Below are 25118 nucleotides of genomic sequence, written 5' to 3'. Positions count from 1 at the left end.
CGTTTTTACCTCACTGTAAAAACGGGTTTTTTTATATATTCCAGAGTAAGGATTTTGTATGAAAGTTTTTATTACCGGCGCTTCCAGTGGCATCGGCGAAGCGATTGCCCATGAATATGCACAAAGATATAAGAACGAAAATATAATAATAGGACTCGTCTCCAGAAGAAGTGAGCACTTACAAAAACTAAAAATTGCGCTGGAAAGCAACCACCGCACAACATGTGCTGTTTATGCGCTCGATGTTCGCGATAACCAGGCGCTGGCACAAGCCGCCGCAGATTTCATACAGCAGCAAGGCGTTCCCGATGTAGTGATTGCGAGCGCCGGCGTCAGCAGCGGCACGCTGACAGAAAAACAGGAAGACATCGCTGCATTCCAGGCGGTCATGGACATTAACGTAATGGGCATGGTGCATACCTTTCAACCATTCATTAATGCCATGCGCAACGCAGGAAAAGGGCAGCTGGTAGGCATTGCCAGCGTCGCCGGAGTGCGTGGCCTGCCAGGCGCGGGCGCTTACAGCGCCTCAAAGGCGGCAACCATCGCTTACCTCGAAAGCCTGCGTGTGGAAATGTCACACCATAACATCGCGGTGACGACCATCGCGCCAGGCTATATCCGCACACCGATGACCGCCATCAACACTTACCGCATGCCGTTTCTGATGGATGCAGACGTGGCGGCACATAAATTTGTGAACGCCATTGAAAACAAACGGCGCTTTGTCGTGATTCCCTGGCAGATGGGCTGGGTAGCCAGGCTGATGCGGCTGATTCCGCCGGTGCTGTGGGATTTGCTGGCGAAGAATGCGCCGCATAAACCAAGGATTGATGTGGAGCAGTAATCAGCCGCAGATGCACACATATAAACGCGGATAAAACTTTAAAGTCTTAATTAACCGCCGATAAACGCCGATGCACGCCGATAAAACCAAACCCATCACTTACTCAATAATACTTGGTAGTCCAACTAAAACTGCGTAGTTCATAGAAATATAAATCTCTGTATTGCCATAACTAACGGCTCGCAATGACTAGTCTTATCGGCGTGCATCGGCGTTTATCGGCGGTTTAAAGAAAGTCTTTTATCGCGTAATCGGTTTGTAGCGGATGCGTTTTGGTTTAGCGCCTTTGGCGCCAGACTTGCCGCAAGGTTTTTCTGCGGCTTAGTTCTGGCGGACATGCCCTCACGGCAAGCTTCCTGCTTTTGCAGGTTAGCTTGGTGGGGACGCCCTCTACGGGCAAACGGGCACGGAAGGCTTTGTATCAAATTAACTAACAGGTTAACGCGTAATCGGTTTGTAGCGAATACGTTTTGGTTTAGCGCCTTCCTCACCCAAGCGCTTACGTTTATCCGCCTCATATTCCTGATAGTTGCCGTTAAAGAACGTCCATTGCGACTCACCCTCGGCTGCCAGGATATGGGTAGCGATACGATCCAGGAACCAGCGGTCATGCGAGATCACCAGTACAGACCCGGCAAACTCCAATAAGGCATCTTCCAGGGCACGCAGTGTTTCCACATCCAGGTCATTTGACGGTTCATCCAGCAGCAGCACATTGCCGCCGGAAATCAGTGTTTTAGCCAAGTGCAGGCGGCCACGTTCACCACCTGACAGTTGGCCTACGATTTTCTGCTGATCTCCGCCCTTGAAGTTAAAGCGGCCGATGTAAGCACGGGAAGGCGTTTCATAACGGCCCACCGTCAGGATATCCGAACCGCCTGAGATTTCATCAAATACCGACTTGTCGTTGCTCAGGTCATCACGGCTTTGGTCAACATAAGCCAGTTTAACGGTCTGGCCTATTTTCACAGTACCGCTATCCGGCTGTTCTTTGCCGGTGATCATTTTGAACAAGGTAGATTTACCGGCGCCGTTCGGGCCGATAATGCCGACAATCGCACCGGCAGGAATGCTAAAACTCAGGTTATCAATCAGCAAACGGTCTTTAAACGCTTTGCTTACGCCGTCAAATTCAATGACCTGGTCACCTAAACGCTCACCGGCAGGAATGAAAATCTCCTGCGTTTCATTGCGTTTCTGGTATTCGGCATTTGCCAGCTCCTCATAGCGGGCAATACGCGCCTTGCTCTTGGCCTGACGCGCTTTCGGGTTCTGGCGTACCCACTCCAATTCGGTATTCAGCGCTTTACGGCGTGATGATTCCTGGGATTCTTCCAGTGCCAGACGTGCCTGTTTCTGATCCAGCCAGCTTGAGTAGTTGCCTTTCCACGGAATACCATGGCCTCGATCCAGCTCCAGTATCCATTCGGCAGCATTATCAAGGAAGTATCGATCATGCGTTACCGCCACTACGGTGCCAGGGAAGCGCACCAGGAACTGCTCCAGCCATTCCACCGATTCAGCATCCAGATGGTTGGTTGGTTCATCCAGCAGCAGCATATCCGGTTTGGATAATAACAATTTACACAAAGCCACACGGCGCTTCTCACCGCCTGAAAGCGGGCCAATCTTTGCATCCCATGACGGCAGGCGTAACGCATCAGCCGCCACCTCGAGCTGGTGCTCGACATCGGAGCCGCTGGCCGCAATGATGTTTTCATACTTGGCCTGTTCTTCCGCCAGTTTTTCAAAATCCGCATCCGGATCTGCATAGGCCGCATAAACCTCTTCCAGCTTCTGTTTGGCCTGCATGACCTCACCCATGCCGGATTCAACCTCTTCGCGCACGGTTTTCTCTGCGTCCAGCTGTGGCTCCTGTGGCAGGTAACCGATGGAAATACCCGGCTGCCATTGCACTTCACCCTCAAACTCCTTATCCACGCCCGCCATGATGCGCAGCACGGTGGATTTACCGGAGCCGTTCAGGCCCAGCAAACCGATTTTGGCGCCTGGGAAAAAAGACAGCGAGATGTCTTTAATGATCTGTTTTTTAGGAGGGACGATTTTGCTCACGCGGAGCATGGACATTACATACTGGGCCATAACGAAACTTTACTGGATTACAAAGAGTGAAAGCTTAACAGAAACCAGGTCATATAAGGTAGCGCGCGCATCCCTAAGCAGGGCTTATGCGTATAATGTATTCACTTTAAATTAACCGGATAATCCACTTCAGTAGAATCTATGGCTATCAAATCAACAATATACAAAGTCGACCTGCAAATCGCGGATATGGATCGCCATTACTATGCGCAGCACAGCCTGACGCTGGCAAGGCATCCCTCGGAAACCGACGAGCGGCTGATGGTGCGGCTGATTGCGTTCATGCTCTACGCAAATGACACACTCACTTTCGGCAAGGGTTTAAGCGATGATGAGGAGCCGGATTTATGGCAGAAAGACCTGACCGGCGCCATTGAGCTATGGATAGATGTAGGCTTGCCGGACGAGCGCGAAGTACGCAAAGCGTGCGGACGTTCTGCGCAGGTCGTAGTCGTGCTGTATGGCGGACGCATTGCAGATATGTGGTGGGACAACAACAAAAAAGCGCTGCTGAAACAGCACAACCTGACCGTGATTAACCTGCCGGAGACGGATACCATTGCAGACATCGCATCACGCGGCATGTCGATAAGCTGCACTATCCAGGACAAACAGATTCTGCTCGGGCATGCCAGCGGCAGCGTAGAAATCAGCCCGGTTATCCTGAAGTAGCATATTCGATACAATCCCTGCCGGATACACGCACTCAGGGTGCGGATATAGATGCAACCGCCTTCATCTGCGAGTATCATGATTCGTATAGAACGATGTCACTGAATGCAGATCCGGAGAGATGATAGATGAGTGCAGCCCCTGTAACACCAAGCCGCAAAGAACTTGAGGATATCCATGCCTACTGGCGTGCCTGCTGTTATCTTGCAGCTGGCATGATTTACCTGCGCGATAATCCGCTATTGAAAGAGCCTTTGCGCGAAGAACACATCAAGCACCGCCTGCTGGGACACTGGGGGTCAAGCCCGGGCCTGGCATTCACCTACACGCACCTTAACCGCCTCATCAACAAATACGACCTCGAAGCTATTTTCCTTGCCGGCCCAGGCCATGGCGCACCGGGCATGCTGGGGCCTGTCTACCTTGAAGGCACTTACAGCGAAGTCTACCCAAACAAGAGTGAAGATGAAGCGGGCATGAAGCACTTTTTCAAGGAATTCTCTTTCCCCGGCGGCATCGGCAGTCACTGTACTCCCGAGTTGCCCGGCTCTATCCACGAAGGCGGCGAGCTTGGCTACAGCGTTTCCCATGCCTTCGGCGCCGCTTACGATAACCCGGACCTGCTGGTCACGGTCATGGTGGGCGATGGCGAATCAGAAACCGGGCCGCTGGCTACCTCCTGGCATTCCAACAAGTTCCTGAACCCGATACGTGATGGCGCAGTGTTGCCGGTGCTGCATCTTAATGGTTACAAAATCAATAACCCGACCTTGTTATCACGCATTTCCCACGATGAACTCGATCACCTGTTCAAAGGCTATGGCTGGACTCCGCATTTCGTAGAAGGCAGCGACCCGATGGAAATGCATGCCAGGATGGCGGAAACCATGGAGCAATGCGTGCTGGAAATCCGCCGCCTGCAGCAGGAGGCACGCAGCAGCGGCAAACCAGTGCGTCCGCGCTGGCCAATGATCATCCTGCGCACTCCCAAAGGCTGGACCGGCCCGAAAGAAGTGGACGGCCACAAGGTAGAAGGCTTCTGGCGTGCACATCAGGTGCCGCTAGGCGGCGTCATTGGCAACCCACAGCACCTGCAGCAGCTGGAACAGTGGCTGCGCAGCTATAAACCGGAAAAACTTTTCGATGCATCCGGCAGGCTCAAAGCCGACCTCAGGGCACTTGCCCCTAAAGGCACGCGCCGCATGAGTGCCAACCCGGTGGCCAATGGCGGATTGATCCGCAAAGAACTGCGCATGCCGGATTACCGGGATTACGCCGCCAGGCTGCCGGCACCGGGTAAGGTAAGCGCTGGCAATACACACGCACTGGGCGAATTTCTGCGTGACATCATGAAAAACAATATGGATAACTTCCGTGTGTTCGGCCCGGATGAAAACACGTCCAACAAACTGGATAGTGTCTACGAAATCAGCAAAAAGACCTGGCTGGCTGATTACCTGCCCGAAGACGCTGACGGCGGCGAACTGTCACCCGATGGCCGCGTCATGGAAATGCTGTCAGAGCACACGCTGGAAGGCTGGCTGGAGGGTTATCTGCTCAGTGGCCGCCATGGCTTCTTTTCCACTTACGAGGCCTTTGTGCATGTGATCGATTCCATGTTCAACCAGCACGCCAAATGGCTGGCCATGTGCAAGGCGGTGCCATGGCGGGCGCCGGTCTCATCGCTCAACCTGCTCATCACTTCAACGGTATGGCGCCAGGATCATAACGGCTTTACCCACCAGGATCCCGGCTTTCTGGATGTGGTGCTTAACAAGAGCCCTGACGTCACCCGTATTTACCTGCCGCCCGATGTGAACTGCTTGCTGTCCGTGGCAAACCATTGCCTGAAAAGCACCGATTACATCAACGTCATCGTGGCCGACAAACAGAAACACCTGCAGTACCTGGATATGGATGCCGCGATCAAACACTGCACCAAAGGCCTGGGCATCTGGGAGTGGGCGAGCAATGACGGCGACACCGAACCGGATGTCGTGATGGCGTGCGCCGGGGATATTCCGACCAAAGAAGCACTGGCGGCCGTTGTGCTGCTGCGCGAACATTTTCCGCAGCTCAAGGTTCGCTTCATCAATGTGGTCGACCTGTACAAACTGACCCCATCCCATGAGCATCCGCACGGCCTGTCAGACGATGATTTTGATAGCCTGTTCACTGTCGACAAGCCGATCATTTTCAACTTCCACGGTTACCCCTGGCTGATCCACCGCATGGCTTATCGCCGTACCAACCATCGTAACCTGCACGTTCGCGGCTACAAGGAAAAAGGCAGCATCAATACGCCACTTGAACTTGCGATCCAGAATCAGATTGACCGCTACAGCCTGGTCATGAGCGTGATCGACCATATTCCGGCACTGCACGTGGCCGGTGCGCACGTGAAGGAAAAAATGCGCAACAAACAGATAGAGTGCTGCCAGTACGCCTATGAGCACGGCGTAGACCTGCCGGAAGCCGGTGACTGGACATGGCCGTATTAAGGGCGCTTCTATCAATGCAGGGTTTGGGATGCAGTACAAGGCGCACGGAACGGAGAAACCGAGATAGTATACGGAATACAGCGAGGTTTCGAGTACCGCGCAACGCAGTAATGCGCCCAAATGGTTTAAGCAGGCAATCGGCTAAGCTGATGCTCGCAAAAAATGTATAGATAGGAGCGTCCTTGAGCATACTGACGATCAACTGCGGCTCCTCCAGCCTGAAAGCCAGCCTGTTTGCCAGCGACGGCAGCAGGCGCAACTTTCGTTATGAACATATCAGCGATGATAAGGCACACAGCCTGCACGATGCCTTTAAAAACCTGCTCTATGACCTGGGAGCTGATAAACCAGCAACAGTAGGCCACCGCTTTGTGCATGGCGGCGACATTGCCGATGCCGCCCGTATGATTGATGATACCGAACGCGCCCGCCTCAACAGCCTGATTCACCTGGCGCCTTTGCACCTGCCCAGCAACCTGCTGGGGCTGGAGCTATGCCACAGGATGTTTAAAGTACCTCAAGTCGCCTGTTTTGACACGGCTTTCCATGCCGGTATGCCTACGCTATCTAAACGTTTACCAATCCCCAGCAAACTGAACCTGCACCGCTTCGGCTTTCATGGCCTGAACTATGCCTATATTGCCAAAACGCTGCCTGGCATTATTGGTGCAATCGCCTACAAAAAGGTGATTGTCGCGCACCTGGGCAGCGGTGCCAGCCTGTGCCTGATGCAGAACCTGAAGTCTGTCGACACCACCATGGGCTACACACCAGCAGGCGGCATCACCATGGGCACGCGTAGCGGCGACCTCGACCCTGGCGTCATGGTAGAGCTGGCTAAACGCTATAGCCCCGACCAACTGAATAACATCGTGTTTCACAAAATGGGGCTGCTAGCACTCTCTGACGGCGAGAGTGCCGAAATGCAGGACCTGCTCGCCAGCCAAAGCGAACATGCCAAGTTTGCTGTTGAGTATTTCTGCCGACAGGTACGCGCTGCAATCGGCGCTTTAGCAGCCAAAGCGGGCGGGGTAGATGCACTGGTATTCACGGCCGGCATCGGTGAGCATGCGGCGGAAATCCGGCTGAAAATCTGCACACCGCTGGCATTTCTCGGCTTCAGTTTAAATCCTGAACTGAACCGTATCAATGCAAGCCAAATATGGCAGGCGGGCAGTAAGCCTGTAGTGATTATCCCTGCTGATGAAGAAATCATGATCCGTGATCTATGCCTGCATGCAATTGAGTAGATCATGATATTCAAGGCCATTATTCACTTTTGCATTGCAATCCTGTTGGTTCCCGCAGCCCATGCCGAAGCAGTCGCCCCATTAGCGGTTGTTGCTGCGCATAACAAGTGGCGTGCCGAAGCAGGCGTTCAAGCACTTAGCCACTCGCCCAAACTGGCTAAATCAGCGCAGGCCTGGGCGAACCATTTAAAACAATCACAGCATTGCACTATGCAGCATAGCAAGCCTAAAGGCAGCTATGGTGAGAATCTCTACTGGGCAAGCCCACTCATGTGGTCAGACGGCCGTAAAGAACTGCGTAAAGTTTCACCGACTGAAGTGATCGATAGCTGGGCTAACGAAAAAGATGACTATGACCTTGCACGCAATGCATGCAGAACCGGAGCGATATGCGGTCATTACACACAAATCGTATGGCGCGACACCGCAAAAGTCGGCTGTGGCATGGCGACTTGCAGCGATAGCCGTGAGCAGATCTGGGTGTGTCATTATTCTCCTGCCGGGAATATCGCAGGTGAAACACCTTACTGAATCATTCACCAGGGCCGGTATGAAAAGGCCGGCACCAATAAAAAATGCGGATATCATCCGTGTATTTTTTGCACTGTGGCCGGAACCTGCCATTCAGCGCCAACTGCATGCCATTGCTGAAGCATATCAGGTTAAATGCAATGCCCGTGTGATGCGCGCGGACACACTGCACCTGACTTTGCAATTCATAGGCAATATAAAACGCTCGCAACTGCCTAAGCTGGCAGCAGCGGCAGATATAGCCGCAGCTATAATGCCTTTCAGGCTTGAACTGGATACGCTTGCATTCTGGAAACATAATCGCATCGGCTACGCTACACTGGCCGCCAGAGAACCCGCACTGGAGACACTAGCCGCAACATTGCAGCGCGAACTTGCAGACGCAGGATTTACCGCGGGTGATGGCACCGGATTCAGCCCGCACGTTACACTGTTTCGCAACGTTGGACATATGTTAGCGCCCCAGTACTTTGCGCCTGTAGCGTGGCAAGTGAACTCTCTGGTGCTGGTGGAATCGGTCATGGCCAACCACGGGGCAGAATACAGAACCCTGCATGAATGGCCATTTGCAGCCTGAACACTATTCCTGCATCATCAGGCTGTTCCCAACGCAGTCAGTGCATCGCAATATGCCAGCCCATGCGCCGCAGCGACCGCCTGATTAGTGACTTTGCCCAGATGTATATTCAGGCCGTCAAGCAGGTGTTTATCTTCACGCAGTGCCGATAAACCTTTATCAGCAAGGGCCAGCACATAAGGCAGCGTCACATTATTCAGCGCATAGGTTGAAGTGCGCGGCACAGACCCCGGCATGTTGGCGACACAGTAATGGATCACGCCATCAAGCACAAAGGTCGGCGCATCATGCGTGGTCGGGCGAGAGGTTTCACAGCAGCCGCCTTGGTCAATCGCCACGTCAACAATCACGCTGCCGGGTTTCATGCGCTTTACGAGATCGCGGGTAATCAGCCTGGGGGCGGTTGCGCCCGTCACCAATACGGCTCCGATCACCAGGTCAGCGTTCATGCAATGCTGCGCTATTGTGGTTGCGGTTGAATAAACCGTATTGAGTGGCGTGCCGAAATGCTTTCTGAGCCCATGCAGGGTATCTACATTGCGGTCCAGCACCGTCACTGAAGCGCCCATGCCCAAAGCCACGTCTACGGCATTCATGCCAACCACGCCGCCGCCGATCACCGTCACCTTAGCGGGCTCGACCCCCACCACGCCCCCGAGCAGTATGCCGGAACCACCGTGTGTTTTTTCAAGAAAATGAGCACCGGCTTGGATCGCAAGGCGCCCGGCGACTGCGGACATCGGTTCAAGCAAGGGCAGCCTGCCGTTATCTGCGCTTACGGTTTCATAAGCGATGCAGCTAGCACCCGATTCAATCAAATCGTGCGTCTGCTCCGCATCAGGCGCAAGATGCAGGTAAGTGAACAGGATCTGGCCGGGTTTCAGGCATCTGCGCTCAACAGCCTGCGGCTCTTTAATCTTGACGATCAGTCCGGCACGCTCGAATATTTCCTGTGCAGTAGCCACGATTGTGGCCCCTGCAGCCTGGTATTGGGCGTCATCCGCACCGATCCCTGCACCTGCGCCAGTCTCGACCAGCACCTGATGGCCATGGCTTACCAGCTCATGCACGTTCGCAGGCACCAGTCCAACCCTGTACTCGCGCACCTTGATTTCCTTAGGTACACCGATCAGCATGCTTTAAGCTCCTCACACAATAATTCACATTGCCGGCAGAGCTATTACCGCTATTCCACCGTTACGCTCTTCGCCAGGTTCCTCGGCTTATCCACATCTGTGCCTTTAATCAGCGCCGCATGGTAGGCCAGTATCTGTACCGGTATGGTATGCAGAATAGGGGAGAGCACACCCACGTGGCGCGGGGTGCGGATCACATGCACGCCTTCCGATGCGGTAAAGTGGCTGTCTGCATCCGTAAATACGAACAATTCACCGCCGCGCGCTTTCACTTCCTGCATATTGGATTTTACTTTTTCCAGCAATGCATCATTCGGGGCAATCACAACGACCGGCATATTGCTATCTACAAGCGCCAGGGGGCCGTGTTTAAGCTCGCCGGCAGGGTAAGCCTCGGCGTGGATATAAGAAATCTCTTTGAGCTTCAATGCGCCTTCCAGCGCAATCGGGTAATGTATGCCGCGACCCAGGAACAAAGCATGCTGTTTATTGGCAAATGATTTCGCCCATTCACGGATTTGCGGTTCCAGATTCAGTGCATGCTGCACGCTACCTGCCAGCTGGCGCAACGCGCTTAAATGCTCCTGTTCTGCTTCCGCGCTCAGCAAGCCGCGTTGTTTTGCCAGCGTTGCCGCCAAGGTAAATAAAGCGACCAGTTGCGTGGTGAAGGCTTTGGTTGATGCAACGCCAATCTCGGCGCCGGCACGGGTGTAAAATACCAGTTGCGAAGCCCTTGGAATGGCGCTTTCCTGCACATTGCAGATAGCCAGCGTCAGGTTCTGACCGAGTGCTTTGGCATGTTTCAGCGCTTCCATCGTATCCAATGTTTCACCGGATTGCGAAATCGTCACGATCAGCTGTTTCGGATCAGGCACAGATTCACGGTAACGGTATTCACTGGCAATTTCAACATTGGTCGGCAGCCTGGCGATACTTTCCAGCCAGTATTTTGCCGTGAGTGCCGCGTAATAGCTGGTGCCGGCTGCCAGAATCAGGATGCTATCCACCTGTTTGAAGATTTCACTCGCGTTGGCACCGAATAATTGAGCAGAGAAACGATTGTCATCAATCAGCGCTTCAATCGTATCAGTCAGGGCACGTGGCTGTTCGTGGATCTCTTTCTGCATAAAATGCGAGTATGGGCCAAGCTCCATGCTCGCAAGCGATACATCGCTCATATGGATTTTACGCTCGACAATGCTGCCATCGCGGCCATAGATTGTTACCGCATCACGGCAGACATCCGCGACATCGCCGTCTTCGAGATAGATCACTTTGCGCGTGGCTGAAAGCACGGCTGAAACATCAGAAGCAATAAAATTCTCGTCTTCACCCAGGCCAATGAGCAATGGGCAGCCCAGGCGTGCCGTTACCATGTGCTCCGGTTCCTTAATGGAGACCACGCTGATTGCAAATGCCCCGGTCAGCTCGCTCACCGCTTTTTGCGTAGCAGCCAGCAGGCTCAGGTCCTGGTGGTAATAATGAATCAGGTGAGCGATCACTTCGGTATCGGTCTGCGAAGTGAACTCATAACCTAGTGCTTTCAGTCGTGTACGCTGCTCATCGTGATTTTCAATGATGCCGTTATGCACCACGGCTAGCTCACCTTTCGATACATGCGGATGCGCATTGCTCTCAGTGACGCCGCCATGCGTTGCCCAGCGCGTATGACCAATGCCCACCTGGCCATTCAAACCGACGTCATTGGCTTTTTCTGTCATGGCAGATACTCGGCCCACGGCACGCACGCGTTCGATGCCGGAGCCGTTCAGAACCGCAATACCGGCCGAGTCATAGCCACGGTACTCCAGGCGGCTCAGGCCTTCTATCAGCGTTGAAACGACGTTTCTATTTGCTACTGCACCTACAATGCCGCACATATTTGTTTATTCTTTCATTTTTTAGAGCGCGCTTCGAAGTGGCATCGAGTGCGTCATTTTAAAAAATATCAGCTTCGTCATTCTCGCGCAGGCGGGAATCTAGGCTGCTTTACATACTGAACTGGATTCCCGCCTGCGCAAGAATGACGGGATCATTAAGATTTCTGCTATTTCTTTATCTTCTGTGGTCGTTTCCAGCCGGCAATGGATTTCTGTTCTTTGGCGCGGCAGAACGTCAACTGCTCCGCCGGGGCATCCCTGGTGATCGTTGAACCCGCAGCAATCGTAGCGCCGCGGCCTATCGTAATTGGCGCTACCAGCTGTGAATCCGAGCCGATAAAAGCATCATCTTCTATCACCGTCCTGAATTTATTGGCACCATCATAGTTGCAGGTAATGGTGCCGGCACCGATATTGACGTTCTTGCCTACCGTGCTGTCGCCGACATAACTCAGGTGGTTGATCTTACTGCCGACATCCACCTGGGCATTTTTCAGTTCCACAAAATTGCCGATATGCGTTTCCGCCGCCAGTGTAGTACCGGGTCGCAAACGCGCATAAGGCCCGATACGGGCGTTCTCGCCGATATGCGTATCGTCAATATGGGTGAATGGTGCAATGTGGGTGCCCGCTGCAATGTCTGCATTCTTTATCACGCAGTTCGCAGCGATCTTCACATTGCTGCCCAAGGTCACGGTGCCTTCAAACACGCAATTCACGTCAATTTCTACGTCGCGGCCACAGCTAAGCGCTCCACGGACATCGAGGCGGGCAGGGTCTTTGAGAGTGACTCCTTGCTGTAATAGTTTATTTGCGATTCTGCTTTGATGTACACGTTCCATCTGCGCTAAATCTGTCTTGGAATTAATGCCGGTCACCGACCATTCATCTGACGTAATCTCAGCCACGACATCAATATTATCCTTAACCGCCATTGCCACAATGTCGGTTAAATAATATTCGCCCTGCGCATTGTGATTATCCAGCCTGGACAGCCATTGCGTTAGATTTGCATTGGGCATTGCCATGATGCCGGTATTTACTTCAGTGATCTTGTGCTGCTCTTCACTCGCGTCTTTGTGTTCCACGATCGCCGTTACGCCGTACATGGCATTGCGCACGATGCGCCCGTAACCTGTTGGGTCTGCTTTATTGAAAGACAGGATCGCCAGTCTGTTCTGCGCTTGCTTAAGCAGATTGCGGCATGCCTGCGCCTCTATCAGCGGTACGTCACCTAACAAGATCAGCGTGTCGGCGTCCGCATCCAGATGCGGCACCGCCTGCTGTACCGCATGGCCCGTACCGTGCTGTTCAGCCTGGTTGACCCAGATAATATTTTCATGTGCAAAAGCCTGTTTTACGATGTCGCCGCCAAAGCCATACACTACGATTATTTTGTGTGGATCAAGTGATTTGGCACAGTCAAGCACATGTCCTAATATCGGCTTGCCGCCAACGGCATGTAAAACTTTCGGCAGGTCTGAATACATGCGGGTACCTTTACCCGCAGCAAGAATCACAATGTTTAATTTGCTCATAATCAATCTGATAGCGCGCCGTAAAAGCGCATGGTCATAGTCAAAGTATAACAAAAAAGGCAGCCGAGGCTGCCTTTTTGCTTGTTACACCATCTGTTTCACAACAATTAGTGTGCTTTTTTACGTAAGCGCTCAATTGTCTGAATCTGCGCAACCGCTTCTGACAACTCAGCTTGCGCTGTTGCGTAATCGATATCTGAAGTCCTGTTTCTGAGCGCTTCTTCTGCAGCTTCTTTAGCTGCAAGCGCTTTTGCTTCATCCAGATCATGACCACGCACTGCCGTATCAGCTAAAACCGTGATTACGCCAGGCTGCACTTCAAGCAAACCACCTGAGATAAAAATCAAAGTCTCTTCCGCTTCATTGGCTTGCTTGATACGCAAAGCGCCAGGCTTGATGGTAGTAATCATAGGTGCGTGATTAGGGAACAAACCCACTTCACCGGCACTGGCAGGCGCAACCACAAACTCAGCTTCACCTGAGAAAATGCTTGCTTCTGCACTGACTACATCAATATGAACAGTATTTGCCATTTTTTTTCCTTAAAGCGTTTAACTAATTAACCAAGCAAAACTTAGTTAAGAGTCTTAGCCTTCTCAACAGCCTCTTCAATACCACCTACCATGTAGAACGCTTGCTCTGGCAGGTGATCGTACTCGCCGGCAACAATCGCTTTAAAGCCTTTGATTGTTTCTTTCAATGGCACGTATTTACCAGGTGCGCCGGTAAACACTTCAGCAACGTGGAAAGGTTGTGACAGGAAACGCTGGATTTTACGTGCACGGCCAACAGCCAATTTATCTTCCGGTGACAACTCGTCCATACCCAGAATCGCGATAATGTCGCGCAATTCTTTATAGCGTTGCAATGTTGACTGTACTGAACGTGCAACTTGGTAATGCTCTTCACCAACCACCAATGGGTCTAACTGGCGTGATGTTGAATCCAATGGGTCAACCGCTGGGTAGATACCCAATGAAGCGATGTCACGTGACAACACAACTGTTGAATCCAAGTGTTGGAATGTTGTTGCTGGTGATGGGTCAGTCAAGTCATCCGCAGGCACATAAACCGCTTGGATAGAAGTAATAGAGCCCGTTTTGGTTGAAGTAATACGCTCTTGCAGACGACCCATTTCATCAGCCAGGGTAGGTTGGTAACCTACAGCTGAAGGCATACGGCCTAACAACGCTGATACTTCAGTACCGGCCAATGTGTAGCGGTAGATGTTGTCAACGAAGAACAACACGTCACGACCTTCGTCACGGAATTTCTCAGCCATGGTCAAGCCTGACAAAGCTACGCGCAGACGGTTGCCTGGCGGTTCGTTCATCTGACCGAAAACCATCGCTACTTTTGATTCTTTCATGTCGTCAAGCTTGATAACGCCAGCTTCAGCCATCTCGTGGTAGAAGTCGTTACCTTCACGAGTACGCTCACCCACACCTGCAAACACTGATAAACCTGAGTGCTGCTTAGCGATGTTGTTGATCAGTTCCAGCATGTTAACGGTTTTACCTACACCGGCACCGCCGAACAGACCAACTTTACCACCCTTGGCGAATGGGCAAACCAGGTCAATCACCTTGATGCCGGTTTCCAGCAGGTCTACAGATGGAGATAACTCTTCAAATGTAGGTGCTTTCTGGTGAATTGAACGACGCTCGTCAGAATCGATAGGGCCAGCCTCATCGATTGGGCGACCCAATACGTCCATGATACGGCCCAAAGTGCCTGTACCTACCGGCACTTGAATTTGCGCACCGGTTGATTTGAATGCTGTGCCACGTGCCAGGCCATCAGATGAGCCCATGGCAATAGTACGCACAATGCCGTCACCCAATTGCTGTTGCACTTCCAATGTCAAACCAGCTTCCGCTTGGCTTGATGCGTCATCAATGATCAACGCTTCAAATACTTTTGGCATTTGATCACGTGGGAACTCAACGTCCACCACAGCGCCAATACATTGCACTACTTTACCAATATTTGCTGTACTCATCTTTTTTCCTCGACTCAAACGTACTGTTAGTCAGATATTACTTTAATTAAATTCTTTATCGCTTATGCAACCGCGGCAGCGCCACCAACGATCTCCGAGATCTCTTTGGTAATCGCCGCTTGACGCGCTTTGTTGTAAACCAGTTTCAGTTCGGCAATCACGTTCTTCGCATTGTCGGAAGCCGCCTTCATCGCAACCATACGTGATGACTGCTCGGACGCCATGTTTTCAGAAACTGCGTTGTACACCAATGATTCAATGTAGCGCACCATCAACTCGTCAATCACCGGCTGCGCTTCAGGCTCATAGATATAATCCCAATGGCCTTTTGCTGCGCCGATCTGCACAACACTCTTAACTACTGCACTGGTGCTCAATGCTTCCGCTTTATCTTCCGTCGGATGTGTACCTAAACGCTCAGCAGTCAATGGCAGCAACTGCTCCATTACCGGCTCCTGCTTCATGGTATTGATAAAGCGGGTGTAGCAGATATGCAGCTGATCGATTTCACCAGATGTATAAGCATCCAGCATCACCTTGATCGTACCGATCAGTTTATCCAGATGCGGTACATCGCCTAATCCGGTAATGTGTGATTTCACATTGGCGCCGATACGGTTCATGAAACCATAGCCTTTGTTGCCAATGGCGCTGACAGATAATTCCTTGCCTTCAGCTTCCCAGTTTTTCATCTGGTTCACTGTCATACGCAGCACGTTGGTGTTCAAACCGCCGCAAAGACCCTTGTCTGAGCTTACAACGATAATGCCGATATTCTTGGCCTGATCGCGTTTTAACAGAAAAGGGTGTTTGTATTCAGAATGCGCGAGTGAAAGGTGAGCTGCAACATTGCGGATTTTCTCGGCGTATGGACGTGATGCACGCATTCTATCCTGCGCTTTACGCATTTTAGAAGCGGCCACCATTTCCATCGCCTTAGTGATCTTGCGTGTATTCTCTACACTCTTGATCTTGGTTCTAATTTCTTTACTACCAGCCATTTTAGTGTCCTAATAGTTAGATATTAGTAAGCAGTTGTCGCTTTGAAGTCTTGAATAGCTGCTTCAAGTGCTTTCTCGTTATCGCCGCTTAAATCTTTGCTTGTTTCAATCGCATCAGCCAATGCTTTGTATTTAGAAGCAATGAAACCGTGCAACTTGCCTTCAAATGCCAATACCTTGTTGGTTGGAACATCATCAAAGTAACCTTTATTCGCTGCAAACAGGGTAATTGCCATGTTTGATACGCTTAACGGTGCATATTGTGCTTGTTTCATCAATTCGGTAAACATACGGCCGCGGTCCAATTGTTTACGTGTCGCTTCATCCAGGTCAGATGCGAACTGCGCGAACGCTGCCAATTCGCGGTACTGAGCCAGAGCCAAACGTACACCGCCACCCAGTTTCTTGATGACTTTGGTTTGCGCTGCACCACCTACGCGTGACACTGAAATACCAGCGTTGATCGCAGGACGGATACCGGCATTGAACAAGTCAGTTTCCAGGAAGATCTGGCCGTCAGTAATAGAAATCACGTTGGTTGGAACGAATGCGGAAACGTCACCAGCCGCTGTTTCAATTACTGGCAATGCAGTCAATGAACCTGTTTTGCCTTTAACTTCACCGTTAGTGAACTTTTCTACATACTCTTCGTTTACACGAGCAGCACGCTCCAGCAGACGTGAGTGGATGTAGAACACGTCACCTGGGTAAGCTTCACGGCCTGGTGGACGGCGCAACAGCAATGAGATTTGACGGTAAGCAACCGCTTGTTTTGACAAGTCATCATAAACGATCAATGCATCTTGACCACGGTCACGGAAGTATTCGCCCATAGTACAACCGGCGTATGGTGCCAGGAACTGCAATGCTGCAGAATCAGAAGCTGCTGCTGCAACTACGATCGTGTACTCTAAAGCACCGTTTTCTTCCAGTTTACGCACCACGTTAGCGATAGTAGAAGCCTTTTGGCCGATCGCAACGTAGATACAGGTCATGTTCTGACCTTTCTGGTTGATGATCGCATCCACTGCAACCGCAGTCTTACCTGTCTGACGGTCACCGATGATCAGTTCACGTTGGCCACGGCCAACCGGAACCATTGAGTCAACTGATTTCAGACCGGTTTGCACTGGTTGTGAAACTGATTTACGTGCAATAACGCCAGGAGCAACTTTTTCGATCTTGTCGGTCATTTTAGCGTTAACAGGGCCTTTACCATCGATTGGCTGACCCAGCGCGTTCACAACGCGGCCGATCAGTTCAGGACCCACCGGCACTTCCAGAATGCGGCCTGTACATTTACATGTATCGCCTTCGGTAATGTGTTCGTAGTCACCCAGAACCACAGCACCCACTGAGTCACGTTCAAGGTTAAGTGCCAGACCGAATGTATTGCCTGGGAATTCGATCATCTCGCCAGACATCACGTTTGAAAGACCGTGAATACGAACGATACCGTCAGTGACTGAAATTACCGTACCTTGAGTACGCGCTTCAGCACTGGTCGAAAAATTTTCTAATCTGCTTTTAATCAGTTCACTGATTTCTGATGTAGATAACTGCATTGCTTTGTCTCCTGTGCCTTAAGCTGTAAGCGTATAGGCTAAATTTTGTAACTGGCCTTTGACGGATGCGTCTATTACGGTATCGCCAACGATAATCTTGATGCCACCGATGATTTCTGGATCTACAGAAACACTAGCTTCAATTTTCTTGCCGAATTTTGCTTCCAAGCGCTTTACCAAATCCTTGGTATCTGCTGCGCTGATTTTAGCTGCAGCAATGATTTCTGCGTCCAATGTACCTTCGTCCTGCGCTTTGAGTGCTTCAAATGCGCTGTAGATTTCCGGCAGAATGGATAAACGGCCATACTCAACTAAAACCTTGATGAGGTTTTGCCCGTTTTCATTCAGTTTATCGCCGCACACCTTCAAGAAAGTTGCCTGCAGCTCGCTGCTCACTACTTTTGGGTCTTGAATATAAGCCTTGATTTGCGCGTCGTTTGCAACTGCAGCAGCAAAACCCAACATCTCAGACCATTTGCCCAGTGCATTCTGCTCGCGGCCTAATTTATAGGCAGCTACAGCATAAGGCCTTGCGATGGTTGATATTTCAGCCATGTGATTTTCCTTTATCCCTTGCCTGTTTCTCTAGGCCTTAAAGTTCTGCCGCGAGTTTCGCTAACAATTCGCTATGAGCTGCTGCGTCAATTTCCTTACGCAGGATTTTTTCAGCACCTGCAATTGCCAATGTAGAAACTTGTGCGCGCAAACCTTCTTTTGCACGGTTAACTTCCTGGTCAATTTCAGCTTTAGCGCCAGCGATAATACGGTCACCTTCAACTTTGGCATTACCTTTAGCTTCTTCGATGATTTGTGTGCCGCGTTTTTCAGCTTGTGCAATGATTTCACTTGCCTTTTGTTTAGCTTCAGTCAATGTCGCTTCTGATTTCTTGGCAGCCACTTCCAGAGCACTTCTGCCATCTGCCGCTGCAGCCAAACCATCGGCGATTTCTTTTTGGCGCGCTTCAATCGCTTTTAACAGCGGCGGCCAAACGAATTTCACTGTGAACCAAATCAACACAGCAAATGCGATAGCTTGTGCGATAAGTGTAAAGTTAATGTTCATTTTTGATCCATATTGTTAATCATAAAAGCACTAGTCATTAAACATCGTTTAATGACTAGTTGGCTTAATTTTGCTTAATTACCCAGCTTCAATTACTTGGCAACTACGCTCAATAATGGGTTAGCAAATGCAAACATCATTGCAAGACCAACACCGATAATGAATGACGCGTCGATCAAACCTAACAGCAAGAACACTTTACCTTGCAAAGCCGGGATCATTTCTGGTTGACGTGCAGCGCCTTCCAGGAAGCTAGCACACATAATACCGATACCGATACAAGCACCAGCAGCGCCCAAACCAATAATTAAACCAATACCAACGCCTGTGTAGGCTTGAATCAATGCTAATGCATCCATGTTATTACCCTCTCTAAAATTAAACTTACAATCAAACTACAACTAAAAATAAAACTACTGAATTACAAAAACGGTACTGCTTAAAACCTGAATATCTTAATGTGACTCATGCGCCATAGCTAAGTAAACCACTGTCAGCATCATGAAAATGAACGCTTGCAACGCAACGATCAAAATGTGGAAGATTGACCAGCCAGCTCCCAGGATCGCACCGGCGATAGTGCCCGTTACGCCTGTAGCAGCCCATAGACCCAACAGCAGGAAGATCACTTCACCGGCGTACATATTACCGAACAGACGCAATGAGTGTGAAAGCGGTTTTGAAACATATTCAATCAGATTGAACAGGAAATTAGCAGGCCACACCCAGATTTTGGTACCGAATGGGGCACAGAATAACTCATGGATGAAACCGCCCAGGCCTTTGACCTTGATAGCAAAGAAAATCATAAGAATCCATACAGACAGCGCCAACGCGAATGTTGTATTGATGTCTGAGGTAGGTACCGCACGCCACTTGGCATGCTCGCCACCAAAGAATGAAACGAGGCCGGCAACCCAGTCAACCGGTAAAAAGTCCATGGAGTTCATTGCGAACACCCATAAAAACACGGTCAAAGCGGTTGGGGCGATGAAACTGTGGCGATTGCCGTGGAAAATATTCTTAACCTGGTCATCTACAAAACCGAACACCAGTTCAACAAAGGCCTGGCCGCGGCCAGGAACACCGGCAGTAGCCTTACGCGCCGCCAGCCACACCAAACCCATCACCAATAAACCCAGCGCTACCGACATCACAAAAGTGTCAACATGCAAGGTCCAGAACCCAGCACCTTCATTGATAGGATGCGCATTAAAACTTAAATGGTGCTCGATATAACCTGATGGTGTAAGAGCGTGTTCAGCATGTTGTGCGTTATCTGCGTGTTCTGTGGCCATAATCCAATATTTTTCTAAAAACGGTTGTTTAAATTACACGTTTAACTTACTGAGGGCTGCGCCGGAAAAAAGAGCAGCAGCCGCCAAACCTGCAATCAGTGCAAACGGCACCAACTGCTTAAAAACTACAAAGATGATAAACAAAAGTACGATTATCACCAGAATCTTTACTGCTTCTGCCTTGAGCAAATTGATCAGGATTGCCGAAGCTTCATTTTTATTTTTGCTGCGTCTGGCAACCATTGTTGCCGCATACGCACCAACAATCACACTGGCACCACCCAAAACGGCGGACAATCCTGCATTTAACCCCGCCAGAACCAGCGCAACGACAGCCACTGCTGCCGTAGCAATTGCCTGGATTTTAAGCATCTTACTAAAAACATCTGTTGTATTTGATGCTGACAATGACTTAAACCCAATTAATTTAAACACTATTTATTTACAAACGCGTGAAATATCAGCTTTAGCGTTCGACACAGACTTGCTTGCAGAGCAATTTGCACCTGCTTCAGGTAATTCAAAGACCGTGCATTAGCTAGCAAAGACCGCGATTTTGAATTATTAGCACTTTTTAGTCAAGGGTTAAGTTAAGTAAATTAAACACTTAGCGTAAAAATACGCAACTGCTGCCAGATTTACAACCCAACCCTGATTGTTTTAACGATTATTTTTCACAATCTCGCCGACAAACTACTAATGCGATATTTTGGCGATAATTTCATCCAGCTGGTCAAGACTGGCATAATTGATTTTCAAGATACCTGCGCCGTTAGCGCCAGCTTTGATGGTCACTGCAGCACCCAGGCTGTCGCTCAGCGACTCCTGCAGGCGCAGGATATCCTGGCTCGCATTCGCCTTTTTGGCGCCTGTCAGCCCAGCTTTAGCAGCAGGCTTTTCATGCTCGTCATGATGTTTTTTAACCAACCCTTCGGCATCACGCACTGACAAGCCGTCATACACAATCTGTTCCGCCATCAGCACCTGCTGCGCGCCATCCAGGCCAACCAGCGCACGCGCATGCCCCATATCCAGCTTGCCATGCATCAACATATCCTGCACAGGAGTGCTTAAAGTCAGCAGGCGCAACAGGTTTGACACTGCAACGCGTGACCGGCCAACGGCCGCGGCCGCTTTTTCATGCGTCATGTCAAACTCATCAATCAGACGCTTGATCCCTTGCGCCTCTTCCAGAGGATTCAGGTTTTCACGCTGAATGTTCTCGATCAGTGCCATCGCCAGTGCTGCTTCATCTGCAATTTCGCGCACCAGCACCGGCACCTCTTTTAAACCGGCACGCTGGCTTGCACGCCAGCGGCGTTCACCGGCAATAATCTCGTACTGCTCATCCGCCAACTGGCGCACCAGAATCGGCTGCATGATGCCTTGTGCTTTAATGGAATCGGCCAAGGTCTGCAAAGCCGCTTCATCCATATAGCTGCGCGGCTGGTATTTACCCGGACGCAACTGCTCCACTTTCAGCATCAACAGTGAATCAGCCTCGCCCACACTGCCCATATCCCCAGCAAGCAGGGCATCCAGACCGCGCCCCAAACCTTTTAACTTAACCATGTGTTTTCTCTTTGCGTATATTTTCTTTATGGGTAATTTCCTGCGCCAACTCCATGTAAGCTAATGCGCCTTTAGAACTCTTATCATAACTAAGCACCGGCACGCCGTAACTGGGAGCCTCTGCCAATCGAATATTACGTGGAATCACCGTTTTGTAGACTTTATCGCCAAAATGGCTGATCAACTGTGCCGACACTTGCTGCGCCAGCATGTTGCGGTTATCAAACAAAGTGCGTAGCAACCCCTCAATCTCAAGTGTCGGGTTCAAATGCGCGCGCACTTTTTTAATCGTATTCACCAGATCCGACAAGCCCTCCAAAGCATAATATTCACACTGCATGGGAATCATGACCGCACTGGCAGCCGTCAACGCATTGACCGTAACCAAGTTGAGGGCAGGGGGGCAGTCCAGCAATACAAAATCATAATCGCCGCTTATTTTTGCAATTGCAGACTTTAAGCGGTTCTCGCGTGCCAGTTCATTGACCAGCTCGACTTCCGCCCCTGCAAGCTCGCGATTTGAAGGCGCGATATCAAAACCGCCTTTTTCGCTGTTAACCACAACTTCCTGCAACGACTTCTCACCAATCAACACATGGTAGATACTCAATTTCAGGTGCGCCTTATCAATACCGCTGCCGGTACTGGCATTGCCTTGCGGATCAAGGTCAATCAACAGCACTCGTTTACCCAGGCTAGCCAGACTAGCTGCCAAATTGACACAGGTTGTAGTTTTACCCACACCACCTTTTTGATTGGTAATTGCTAATATTTTCATGTTATTTTTCTAGGCTTTCAGTATTACGTAACCAGCGATTTACGAAACCCGCTTAAAAAGATTTCTACTGCAAACACACTACCTTACTAAAGAATCTATTCCAGAATGATCAAGTGCCGTTCAGCATCCAGCCCGGCCACTTTCAATACTTTAATATCCACTGGCCGCAATCCGCTCTTATCAAACTCATGCTGGGGCACGATACCTTTCATTGCCAGCCATCTTCCACCATCTGCCAGCAAATGTTTTGTCAGCTTTACAAACAGGCCGATTTCCGAAAATGCACGCGAAGTAATCACATCAAACTTCTCGGGCATTTCTTTACTGGGCACTTCCTGATCTTCAATACGGCCATGTATCACATTGAAATTAGCCAGGCCCAGCTGCGCTTTTGCCTGCCGCATAAAGATCACTTTTTTCTGCACCGCATCAATCGCCGTTACCTGCAACCCCGGCAAACAGATTGCCAGCGGGATACTGGGCAGGCCGGCACCGGCACCCACATCAAGTAAGCGCTTACAATCAATGTAAGGTAATACGGACAAGCTATCCAAGATATGCAGCGTTACCATTTCCATCGGTTCCCGCACTGCGGTGAGGTTATGTACCTGATTCCACTTATAGATCAGCGCAACATAATCAAGCAGCTTCTGCTGCTGCTCAACCGTCACCTGCAAACCCATTTCCTGCAAACCGGTTTCCAATTTTGCACGCAGCTGTGCAAGGGCGTCAGGTTTCAAGTTGGCAGGCATGCTCTTATTCAAACCAGGTGCACTCATGCCGCATCCCCGACATCACCCGGCGCACCATCCAGATTGGCTGCCTTAGCGCGTGATTTACGCTTCAGGTATACCAGCAGCAATGAAATCGCTGCCGGCGTAATGCCTGATATACGACTAGCCTGGCCAATGGTTTCCGGCTTATGTGCATTCAGCTTTTGCTGCGCTTCGATCGGCAGGCCGTGAATCTCACGATAATCAAGGTCGCTCGGCAACTTAGTGTTTTCCTGGCCGCGACTGCGCGCAACCTCATCTATCTGACGATCAATATATCCTTGGTATTTGGCCGCAATTTCAACCTGCTCACGCACAGCAGACTCCACCTCACCCAGACCTATCTCACCCAGTGACAACACCTGCTCATAACTCACCTCTGGACGGCGCAACAATTCAAACAAGCTATACTCATGCTCAAGTGGCTTGCCAAAAACAGACTGCATTAATTCTGCGCTCAGATTGGCCGGCTGCACAAAAGTCTTCTTCAGACGCTCCTGCTCGCGCGCCACTGCTTCCTGCTTCCGGCTAAACGCTTCCCAACGCACATCATCCACCAGGCCCAGTTTACGGCCGATTTCCGTCAAGCGCATATCGGCATTATCCTCCCTGAGTTGCAACCTGTATTCTGCCCTGGAGGTAAACATACGATACGGCTCACTGACACCGCGCGTAATCAGGTCATCTACCAGCACGCCTAAATAAGCCTCATCACGGGCAGGGCACCAACCCTCCTTACCTTGCGCATACAACCCGGCATTAGCACCGGCGAGCAAACCTTGGGCAGCAGCCTCTTCGTAACCGGTCGTACCGTTGATTTGCCCTGCAAAGAACAGGCCTTGTACAGACTTTGTTTCCAGCGTGCTTTTTAAAGCGCGCGGATCATAGTAATCATATTCAATCGCATAACCCGGACGTAGGATATGTGCGTTCTCCAAACCTTTAACAGAACGCACCAGCGCCAATTGAATATCAAACGGCAAGCTGGTCGAGATACCGTTCGGATAAATCTCGTTGGTCGTTAAACCTTCCGGCTCCAGAAATATCTGATGTGATTCCTTATCTGCAAAGCGGTGGATTTTATCTTCCACGCTTGGGCAATAACGCGGCCCCACACCTTCAATCACGCCGGTATACATCGGCGAACGATCCAGGCCGCTACGAATAATCTCATGCGTACGTTCATTGGTATGCGTAATCCAGCAGGGGAGTTGTGCAGGGTGCTGTGCAGCATTCCCTAAAAATGAAAACACCGGCACCGGGTCATCCCCAGGCTGCACGGTCATGACGGAATAATCAATCGTGCGGCCGTCAATACGTGGTGGCGTACCGGTTTTTAAACGCCCGGCTGGCAAGCCTATTTCACGCAAGCGTGCCGCCAATGATATGGAAGGTGGATCACCGGCACGACCGGCACTGTAATTTTCCAAACCCACATGCACCAGGCCACCCAAGAAAGTACCAGCCGTCAGCACCACAGATTTTGAGGCAAAACGGAGACCTAATTGCGTGACCACACCGGCAGCGCGCTCACCATCCAGAATAATGTCATCAACTGCCTGCTGAAACAGCCACAGATTTTCCTGATTCTCCAGCTTGTGTCTAATAGCAGCTTTATATAATACACGGTCGGCCTGCGCGCGCGTTGCACGCACAGCAGGGCCTTTGCTGGAATTTAAAATCCGGAACTGTATGCCTCCCTGATCTGTTGCCGCCGCCATAGCGCCACCAAGCGCATCCACCTCTTTAACCAGATGACCTTTGCCAATGCCACCAATACTCGGGTTACAGGACATTTGCCCCAAAGTTTCAATGTTGTGCGTGAGCAATAGGGTCTTCTGCCCCATGCGCGCAGCAGCTAGCGCCGCCTCAGTTCCGGCATGTCCACCGCCCACTACGATTACATCAAAAATATCAGGAAAATTCATGTTTTAACCACAAAAATATCTATAAAACCAAGAGTATGAAAGTTTAACGCAATCTCGTTACAAGGTCATGTAAAACGATGTTTTAAATAACTGTTTCACGTGA

Annotated in this window: 23 protein-coding genes; 6 read left to right on the top strand and 17 right to left on the bottom strand. The window is 50.6% G+C overall.

The window, feature by feature from the left end; translation table 11 throughout:
* The first annotated feature begins 58 nt into the window (after positions 1 to 58).
* On the top strand, positions 59 to 847 hold the full coding sequence (locus GQ51_RS08600) for an SDR family oxidoreductase (protein ID WP_047552125.1): 789 nt from the start codon (positions 59 to 61) through the stop codon (positions 845 to 847).
* A gap of 438 nt (positions 848 to 1285) precedes the next feature.
* Here GQ51_RS08600 and ettA read toward each other — a convergent pair whose 3' ends face one another.
* Entirely contained in the window at positions 1286 to 2950 is a 1665-nt protein-coding gene (gene ettA, locus GQ51_RS08595) for an energy-dependent translational throttle protein EttA (RefSeq protein WP_047552123.1), read from the bottom strand.
* A gap of 141 nt (positions 2951 to 3091) precedes the next feature.
* Between ettA and GQ51_RS08590 the strand changes: the two genes are divergently transcribed.
* From GQ51_RS08590 to thpR, 5 genes are all read left to right on the top strand, one after another.
* Positions 3092 to 3622 carry a YaeQ family protein gene (locus GQ51_RS08590; RefSeq protein ID WP_047552120.1) on the top strand — a complete coding sequence of 177 codons (531 nt, stop codon included), beginning with the start codon at positions 3092 to 3094 and terminating at the stop codon, positions 3620 to 3622.
* 128 nt (positions 3623 to 3750) lie between these two features.
* A complete protein-coding gene (locus GQ51_RS08585; RefSeq protein WP_047552117.1) occupies positions 3751 to 6123 on the top strand; it encodes a phosphoketolase family protein in 2373 nt (790 codons plus the stop codon).
* Positions 6124 to 6305: 182 nt separating this feature from the next.
* Complete coding sequence (locus tag GQ51_RS08580) at positions 6306 to 7373, top strand: acetate/propionate family kinase (RefSeq protein ID WP_081987131.1); 1068 nt, start codon at positions 6306 to 6308, stop codon at positions 7371 to 7373.
* A 3-nt stretch (positions 7374 to 7376) separates the two neighbouring features.
* Positions 7377 to 7904 (top strand): CAP domain-containing protein, encoded by a 528-nt coding sequence (locus GQ51_RS08575; RefSeq protein WP_052177778.1) that lies wholly within the window; start codon positions 7377 to 7379, stop codon positions 7902 to 7904.
* 19 nt (positions 7905 to 7923) lie between these two features.
* Positions 7924 to 8481 (top strand): RNA 2',3'-cyclic phosphodiesterase, encoded by a 558-nt coding sequence (thpR, locus tag GQ51_RS08570; protein ID WP_052177777.1) that lies wholly within the window; start codon positions 7924 to 7926, stop codon positions 8479 to 8481.
* 17 nt (positions 8482 to 8498) lie between these two features.
* On the opposite strand, the gene ald is transcribed toward thpR, so the two are convergent.
* The 16 genes from ald to mnmG form a co-directional block, all read right to left on the bottom strand.
* Entirely contained in the window at positions 8499 to 9617 is a 1119-nt protein-coding gene (gene ald, locus GQ51_RS08565; RefSeq protein WP_047552112.1) for an alanine dehydrogenase, read from the bottom strand.
* Between the two features lie 50 nt (positions 9618 to 9667).
* Positions 9668 to 11497, bottom strand: a complete 1830-nt coding sequence (gene glmS, locus GQ51_RS08560) for a glutamine--fructose-6-phosphate transaminase (isomerizing) (RefSeq protein ID WP_047552110.1) — start codon at positions 11495 to 11497, stop codon at positions 9668 to 9670.
* A gap of 167 nt (positions 11498 to 11664) precedes the next feature.
* Positions 11665 to 13035, bottom strand: a complete 1371-nt coding sequence (gene glmU, locus GQ51_RS08555; RefSeq protein ID WP_047554063.1) for a bifunctional UDP-N-acetylglucosamine diphosphorylase/glucosamine-1-phosphate N-acetyltransferase GlmU — start codon at positions 13033 to 13035, stop codon at positions 11665 to 11667.
* 107 nt (positions 13036 to 13142) lie between these two features.
* Positions 13143 to 13568, bottom strand: coding sequence for a F0F1 ATP synthase subunit epsilon (locus GQ51_RS08550; protein WP_047552108.1), 426 nt, complete (start codon positions 13566 to 13568; stop codon positions 13143 to 13145).
* A 41-nt stretch (positions 13569 to 13609) separates the two neighbouring features.
* Positions 13610 to 15037: a F0F1 ATP synthase subunit beta gene (gene atpD, locus GQ51_RS08545; protein WP_047552106.1), complete on the bottom strand. Its 1428-nt coding sequence runs from the start codon at positions 15035 to 15037 to the stop codon at positions 13610 to 13612.
* Positions 15038 to 15099: 62 nt separating this feature from the next.
* Positions 15100 to 16038 carry a F0F1 ATP synthase subunit gamma gene (gene atpG, locus GQ51_RS08540; protein WP_047552104.1) on the bottom strand — a complete coding sequence of 313 codons (939 nt, stop codon included), beginning with the start codon at positions 16036 to 16038 and terminating at the stop codon, positions 15100 to 15102.
* A 23-nt stretch (positions 16039 to 16061) separates the two neighbouring features.
* On the bottom strand, positions 16062 to 17603 hold the full coding sequence (gene atpA / locus GQ51_RS08535) for a F0F1 ATP synthase subunit alpha (protein WP_047552102.1): 1542 nt from the start codon (positions 17601 to 17603) through the stop codon (positions 16062 to 16064).
* Positions 17604 to 17621: 18 nt separating this feature from the next.
* Positions 17622 to 18158: a F0F1 ATP synthase subunit delta gene (locus tag GQ51_RS08530; protein ID WP_047552099.1), complete on the bottom strand. Its 537-nt coding sequence runs from the start codon at positions 18156 to 18158 to the stop codon at positions 17622 to 17624.
* Between the two features lie 37 nt (positions 18159 to 18195).
* A complete protein-coding gene (locus GQ51_RS08525; RefSeq protein ID WP_047552096.1) occupies positions 18196 to 18666 on the bottom strand; it encodes a F0F1 ATP synthase subunit B in 471 nt (156 codons plus the stop codon).
* A 92-nt stretch (positions 18667 to 18758) separates the two neighbouring features.
* A complete protein-coding gene (gene atpE / locus GQ51_RS08520) occupies positions 18759 to 19025 on the bottom strand; it encodes a F0F1 ATP synthase subunit C (RefSeq protein WP_047552092.1) in 267 nt (88 codons plus the stop codon).
* A 96-nt stretch (positions 19026 to 19121) separates the two neighbouring features.
* Positions 19122 to 19964 carry a F0F1 ATP synthase subunit A gene (atpB, locus tag GQ51_RS08515; protein ID WP_047552090.1) on the bottom strand — a complete coding sequence of 281 codons (843 nt, stop codon included), beginning with the start codon at positions 19962 to 19964 and terminating at the stop codon, positions 19122 to 19124.
* 33 nt (positions 19965 to 19997) lie between these two features.
* On the bottom strand, positions 19998 to 20372 hold the full coding sequence (locus GQ51_RS08510) for an ATP synthase subunit I (protein ID WP_047554062.1): 375 nt from the start codon (positions 20370 to 20372) through the stop codon (positions 19998 to 20000).
* A gap of 288 nt (positions 20373 to 20660) precedes the next feature.
* Positions 20661 to 21536, bottom strand: a complete 876-nt coding sequence (locus tag GQ51_RS08505; RefSeq protein WP_047552088.1) for a ParB/RepB/Spo0J family partition protein — start codon at positions 21534 to 21536, stop codon at positions 20661 to 20663.
* Positions 21529 to 22314 (bottom strand): ParA family protein, encoded by a 786-nt coding sequence (locus tag GQ51_RS08500; RefSeq protein WP_047552086.1) that lies wholly within the window; start codon positions 22312 to 22314, stop codon positions 21529 to 21531. The genes GQ51_RS08505 and GQ51_RS08500 overlap by 8 nt, the downstream gene beginning before the upstream one ends.
* 95 nt (positions 22315 to 22409) lie before the next feature.
* Positions 22410 to 23093, bottom strand: coding sequence for a 16S rRNA (guanine(527)-N(7))-methyltransferase RsmG (gene rsmG / locus GQ51_RS08495; protein WP_081987130.1), 684 nt, complete (start codon positions 23091 to 23093; stop codon positions 22410 to 22412).
* Complete coding sequence (mnmG, locus tag GQ51_RS08490) at positions 23090 to 25015, bottom strand: tRNA uridine-5-carboxymethylaminomethyl(34) synthesis enzyme MnmG (RefSeq protein WP_047552084.1); 1926 nt, start codon at positions 25013 to 25015, stop codon at positions 23090 to 23092. Before mnmG ends, rsmG begins: the two co-directional genes overlap by 4 nt.
* Positions 25016 to 25118: the final 103 nt, after the last annotated feature.

This window comes from Methylotenera sp. G11, assembly GCF_000799735.1.
GTDB lineage: Bacteria > Pseudomonadota > Gammaproteobacteria > Burkholderiales > Methylophilaceae > Methylotenera.
Note: the sequence above shows the minus strand (reverse complement) of the source record. Positions and strands in the feature narration are given on the sequence as shown.

Bases quoted from the DNA above. Each gene is read 5' to 3' on its own strand.
- ettA (WP_047552123.1), bottom strand. From the start codon at position 2,950: ATGGCCCAGTATGTAATGTCCATGCTCCGCGTGAGCAAAATCGTCCCT.
- GQ51_RS08505 (WP_047552088.1), bottom strand. From the start codon at position 21,536: ATGGTTAAGTTAAAAGGTTTGGGGCGCGGTCTGGATGCCCTGCTTGCT.
- glmS (WP_047552110.1), bottom strand. From the start codon at position 11,497: ATGTGCGGCATTGTAGGTGCAGTAGCAAATAGAAACGTCGTTTCAACG.
- GQ51_RS08500 (WP_047552086.1), bottom strand. From the start codon at position 22,314: ATGAAAATATTAGCAATTACCAATCAAAAAGGTGGTGTGGGTAAAACT.
- glmU (WP_047554063.1), bottom strand. From the start codon at position 13,035: ATGAGCAAATTAAACATTGTGATTCTTGCTGCGGGTAAAGGTACCCGC.
- atpA (WP_047552102.1), bottom strand. From the start codon at position 17,603: ATGCAGTTATCTACATCAGAAATCAGTGAACTGATTAAAAGCAGATTA.
- atpG (WP_047552104.1), bottom strand. From the start codon at position 16,038: ATGGCTGGTAGTAAAGAAATTAGAACCAAGATCAAGAGTGTAGAGAAT.
- GQ51_RS08525 (WP_047552096.1), bottom strand. From the start codon at position 18,666: ATGAACATTAACTTTACACTTATCGCACAAGCTATCGCATTTGCTGTG.
- GQ51_RS08575 (WP_052177778.1), top strand. From the start codon at position 7,377: ATGATATTCAAGGCCATTATTCACTTTTGCATTGCAATCCTGTTGGTT.
- atpB (WP_047552090.1), bottom strand. From the start codon at position 19,964: ATGGCCACAGAACACGCAGATAACGCACAACATGCTGAACACGCTCTT.
- thpR (WP_052177777.1), top strand. From the start codon at position 7,924: ATGAAAAGGCCGGCACCAATAAAAAATGCGGATATCATCCGTGTATTT.
- rsmG (WP_081987130.1), bottom strand. From the start codon at position 23,093: ATGAGTGCACCTGGTTTGAATAAGAGCATGCCTGCCAACTTGAAACCT.
- atpD (WP_047552106.1), bottom strand. From the start codon at position 15,037: ATGAGTACAGCAAATATTGGTAAAGTAGTGCAATGTATTGGCGCTGTG.
- GQ51_RS08585 (WP_047552117.1), top strand. From the start codon at position 3,751: ATGAGTGCAGCCCCTGTAACACCAAGCCGCAAAGAACTTGAGGATATC.
- GQ51_RS08550 (WP_047552108.1), bottom strand. From the start codon at position 13,568: ATGGCAAATACTGTTCATATTGATGTAGTCAGTGCAGAAGCAAGCATT.
- GQ51_RS08600 (WP_047552125.1), top strand. From the start codon at position 59: ATGAAAGTTTTTATTACCGGCGCTTCCAGTGGCATCGGCGAAGCGATT.
- GQ51_RS08530 (WP_047552099.1), bottom strand. From the start codon at position 18,158: ATGGCTGAAATATCAACCATCGCAAGGCCTTATGCTGTAGCTGCCTAT.
- ald (WP_047552112.1), bottom strand. From the start codon at position 9,617: ATGCTGATCGGTGTACCTAAGGAAATCAAGGTGCGCGAGTACAGGGTT.
- mnmG (WP_047552084.1), bottom strand. From the start codon at position 25,015: ATGAATTTTCCTGATATTTTTGATGTAATCGTAGTGGGCGGTGGACAT.
- GQ51_RS08590 (WP_047552120.1), top strand. From the start codon at position 3,092: ATGGCTATCAAATCAACAATATACAAAGTCGACCTGCAAATCGCGGAT.
- atpE (WP_047552092.1), bottom strand. From the start codon at position 19,025: ATGGATGCATTAGCATTGATTCAAGCCTACACAGGCGTTGGTATTGGT.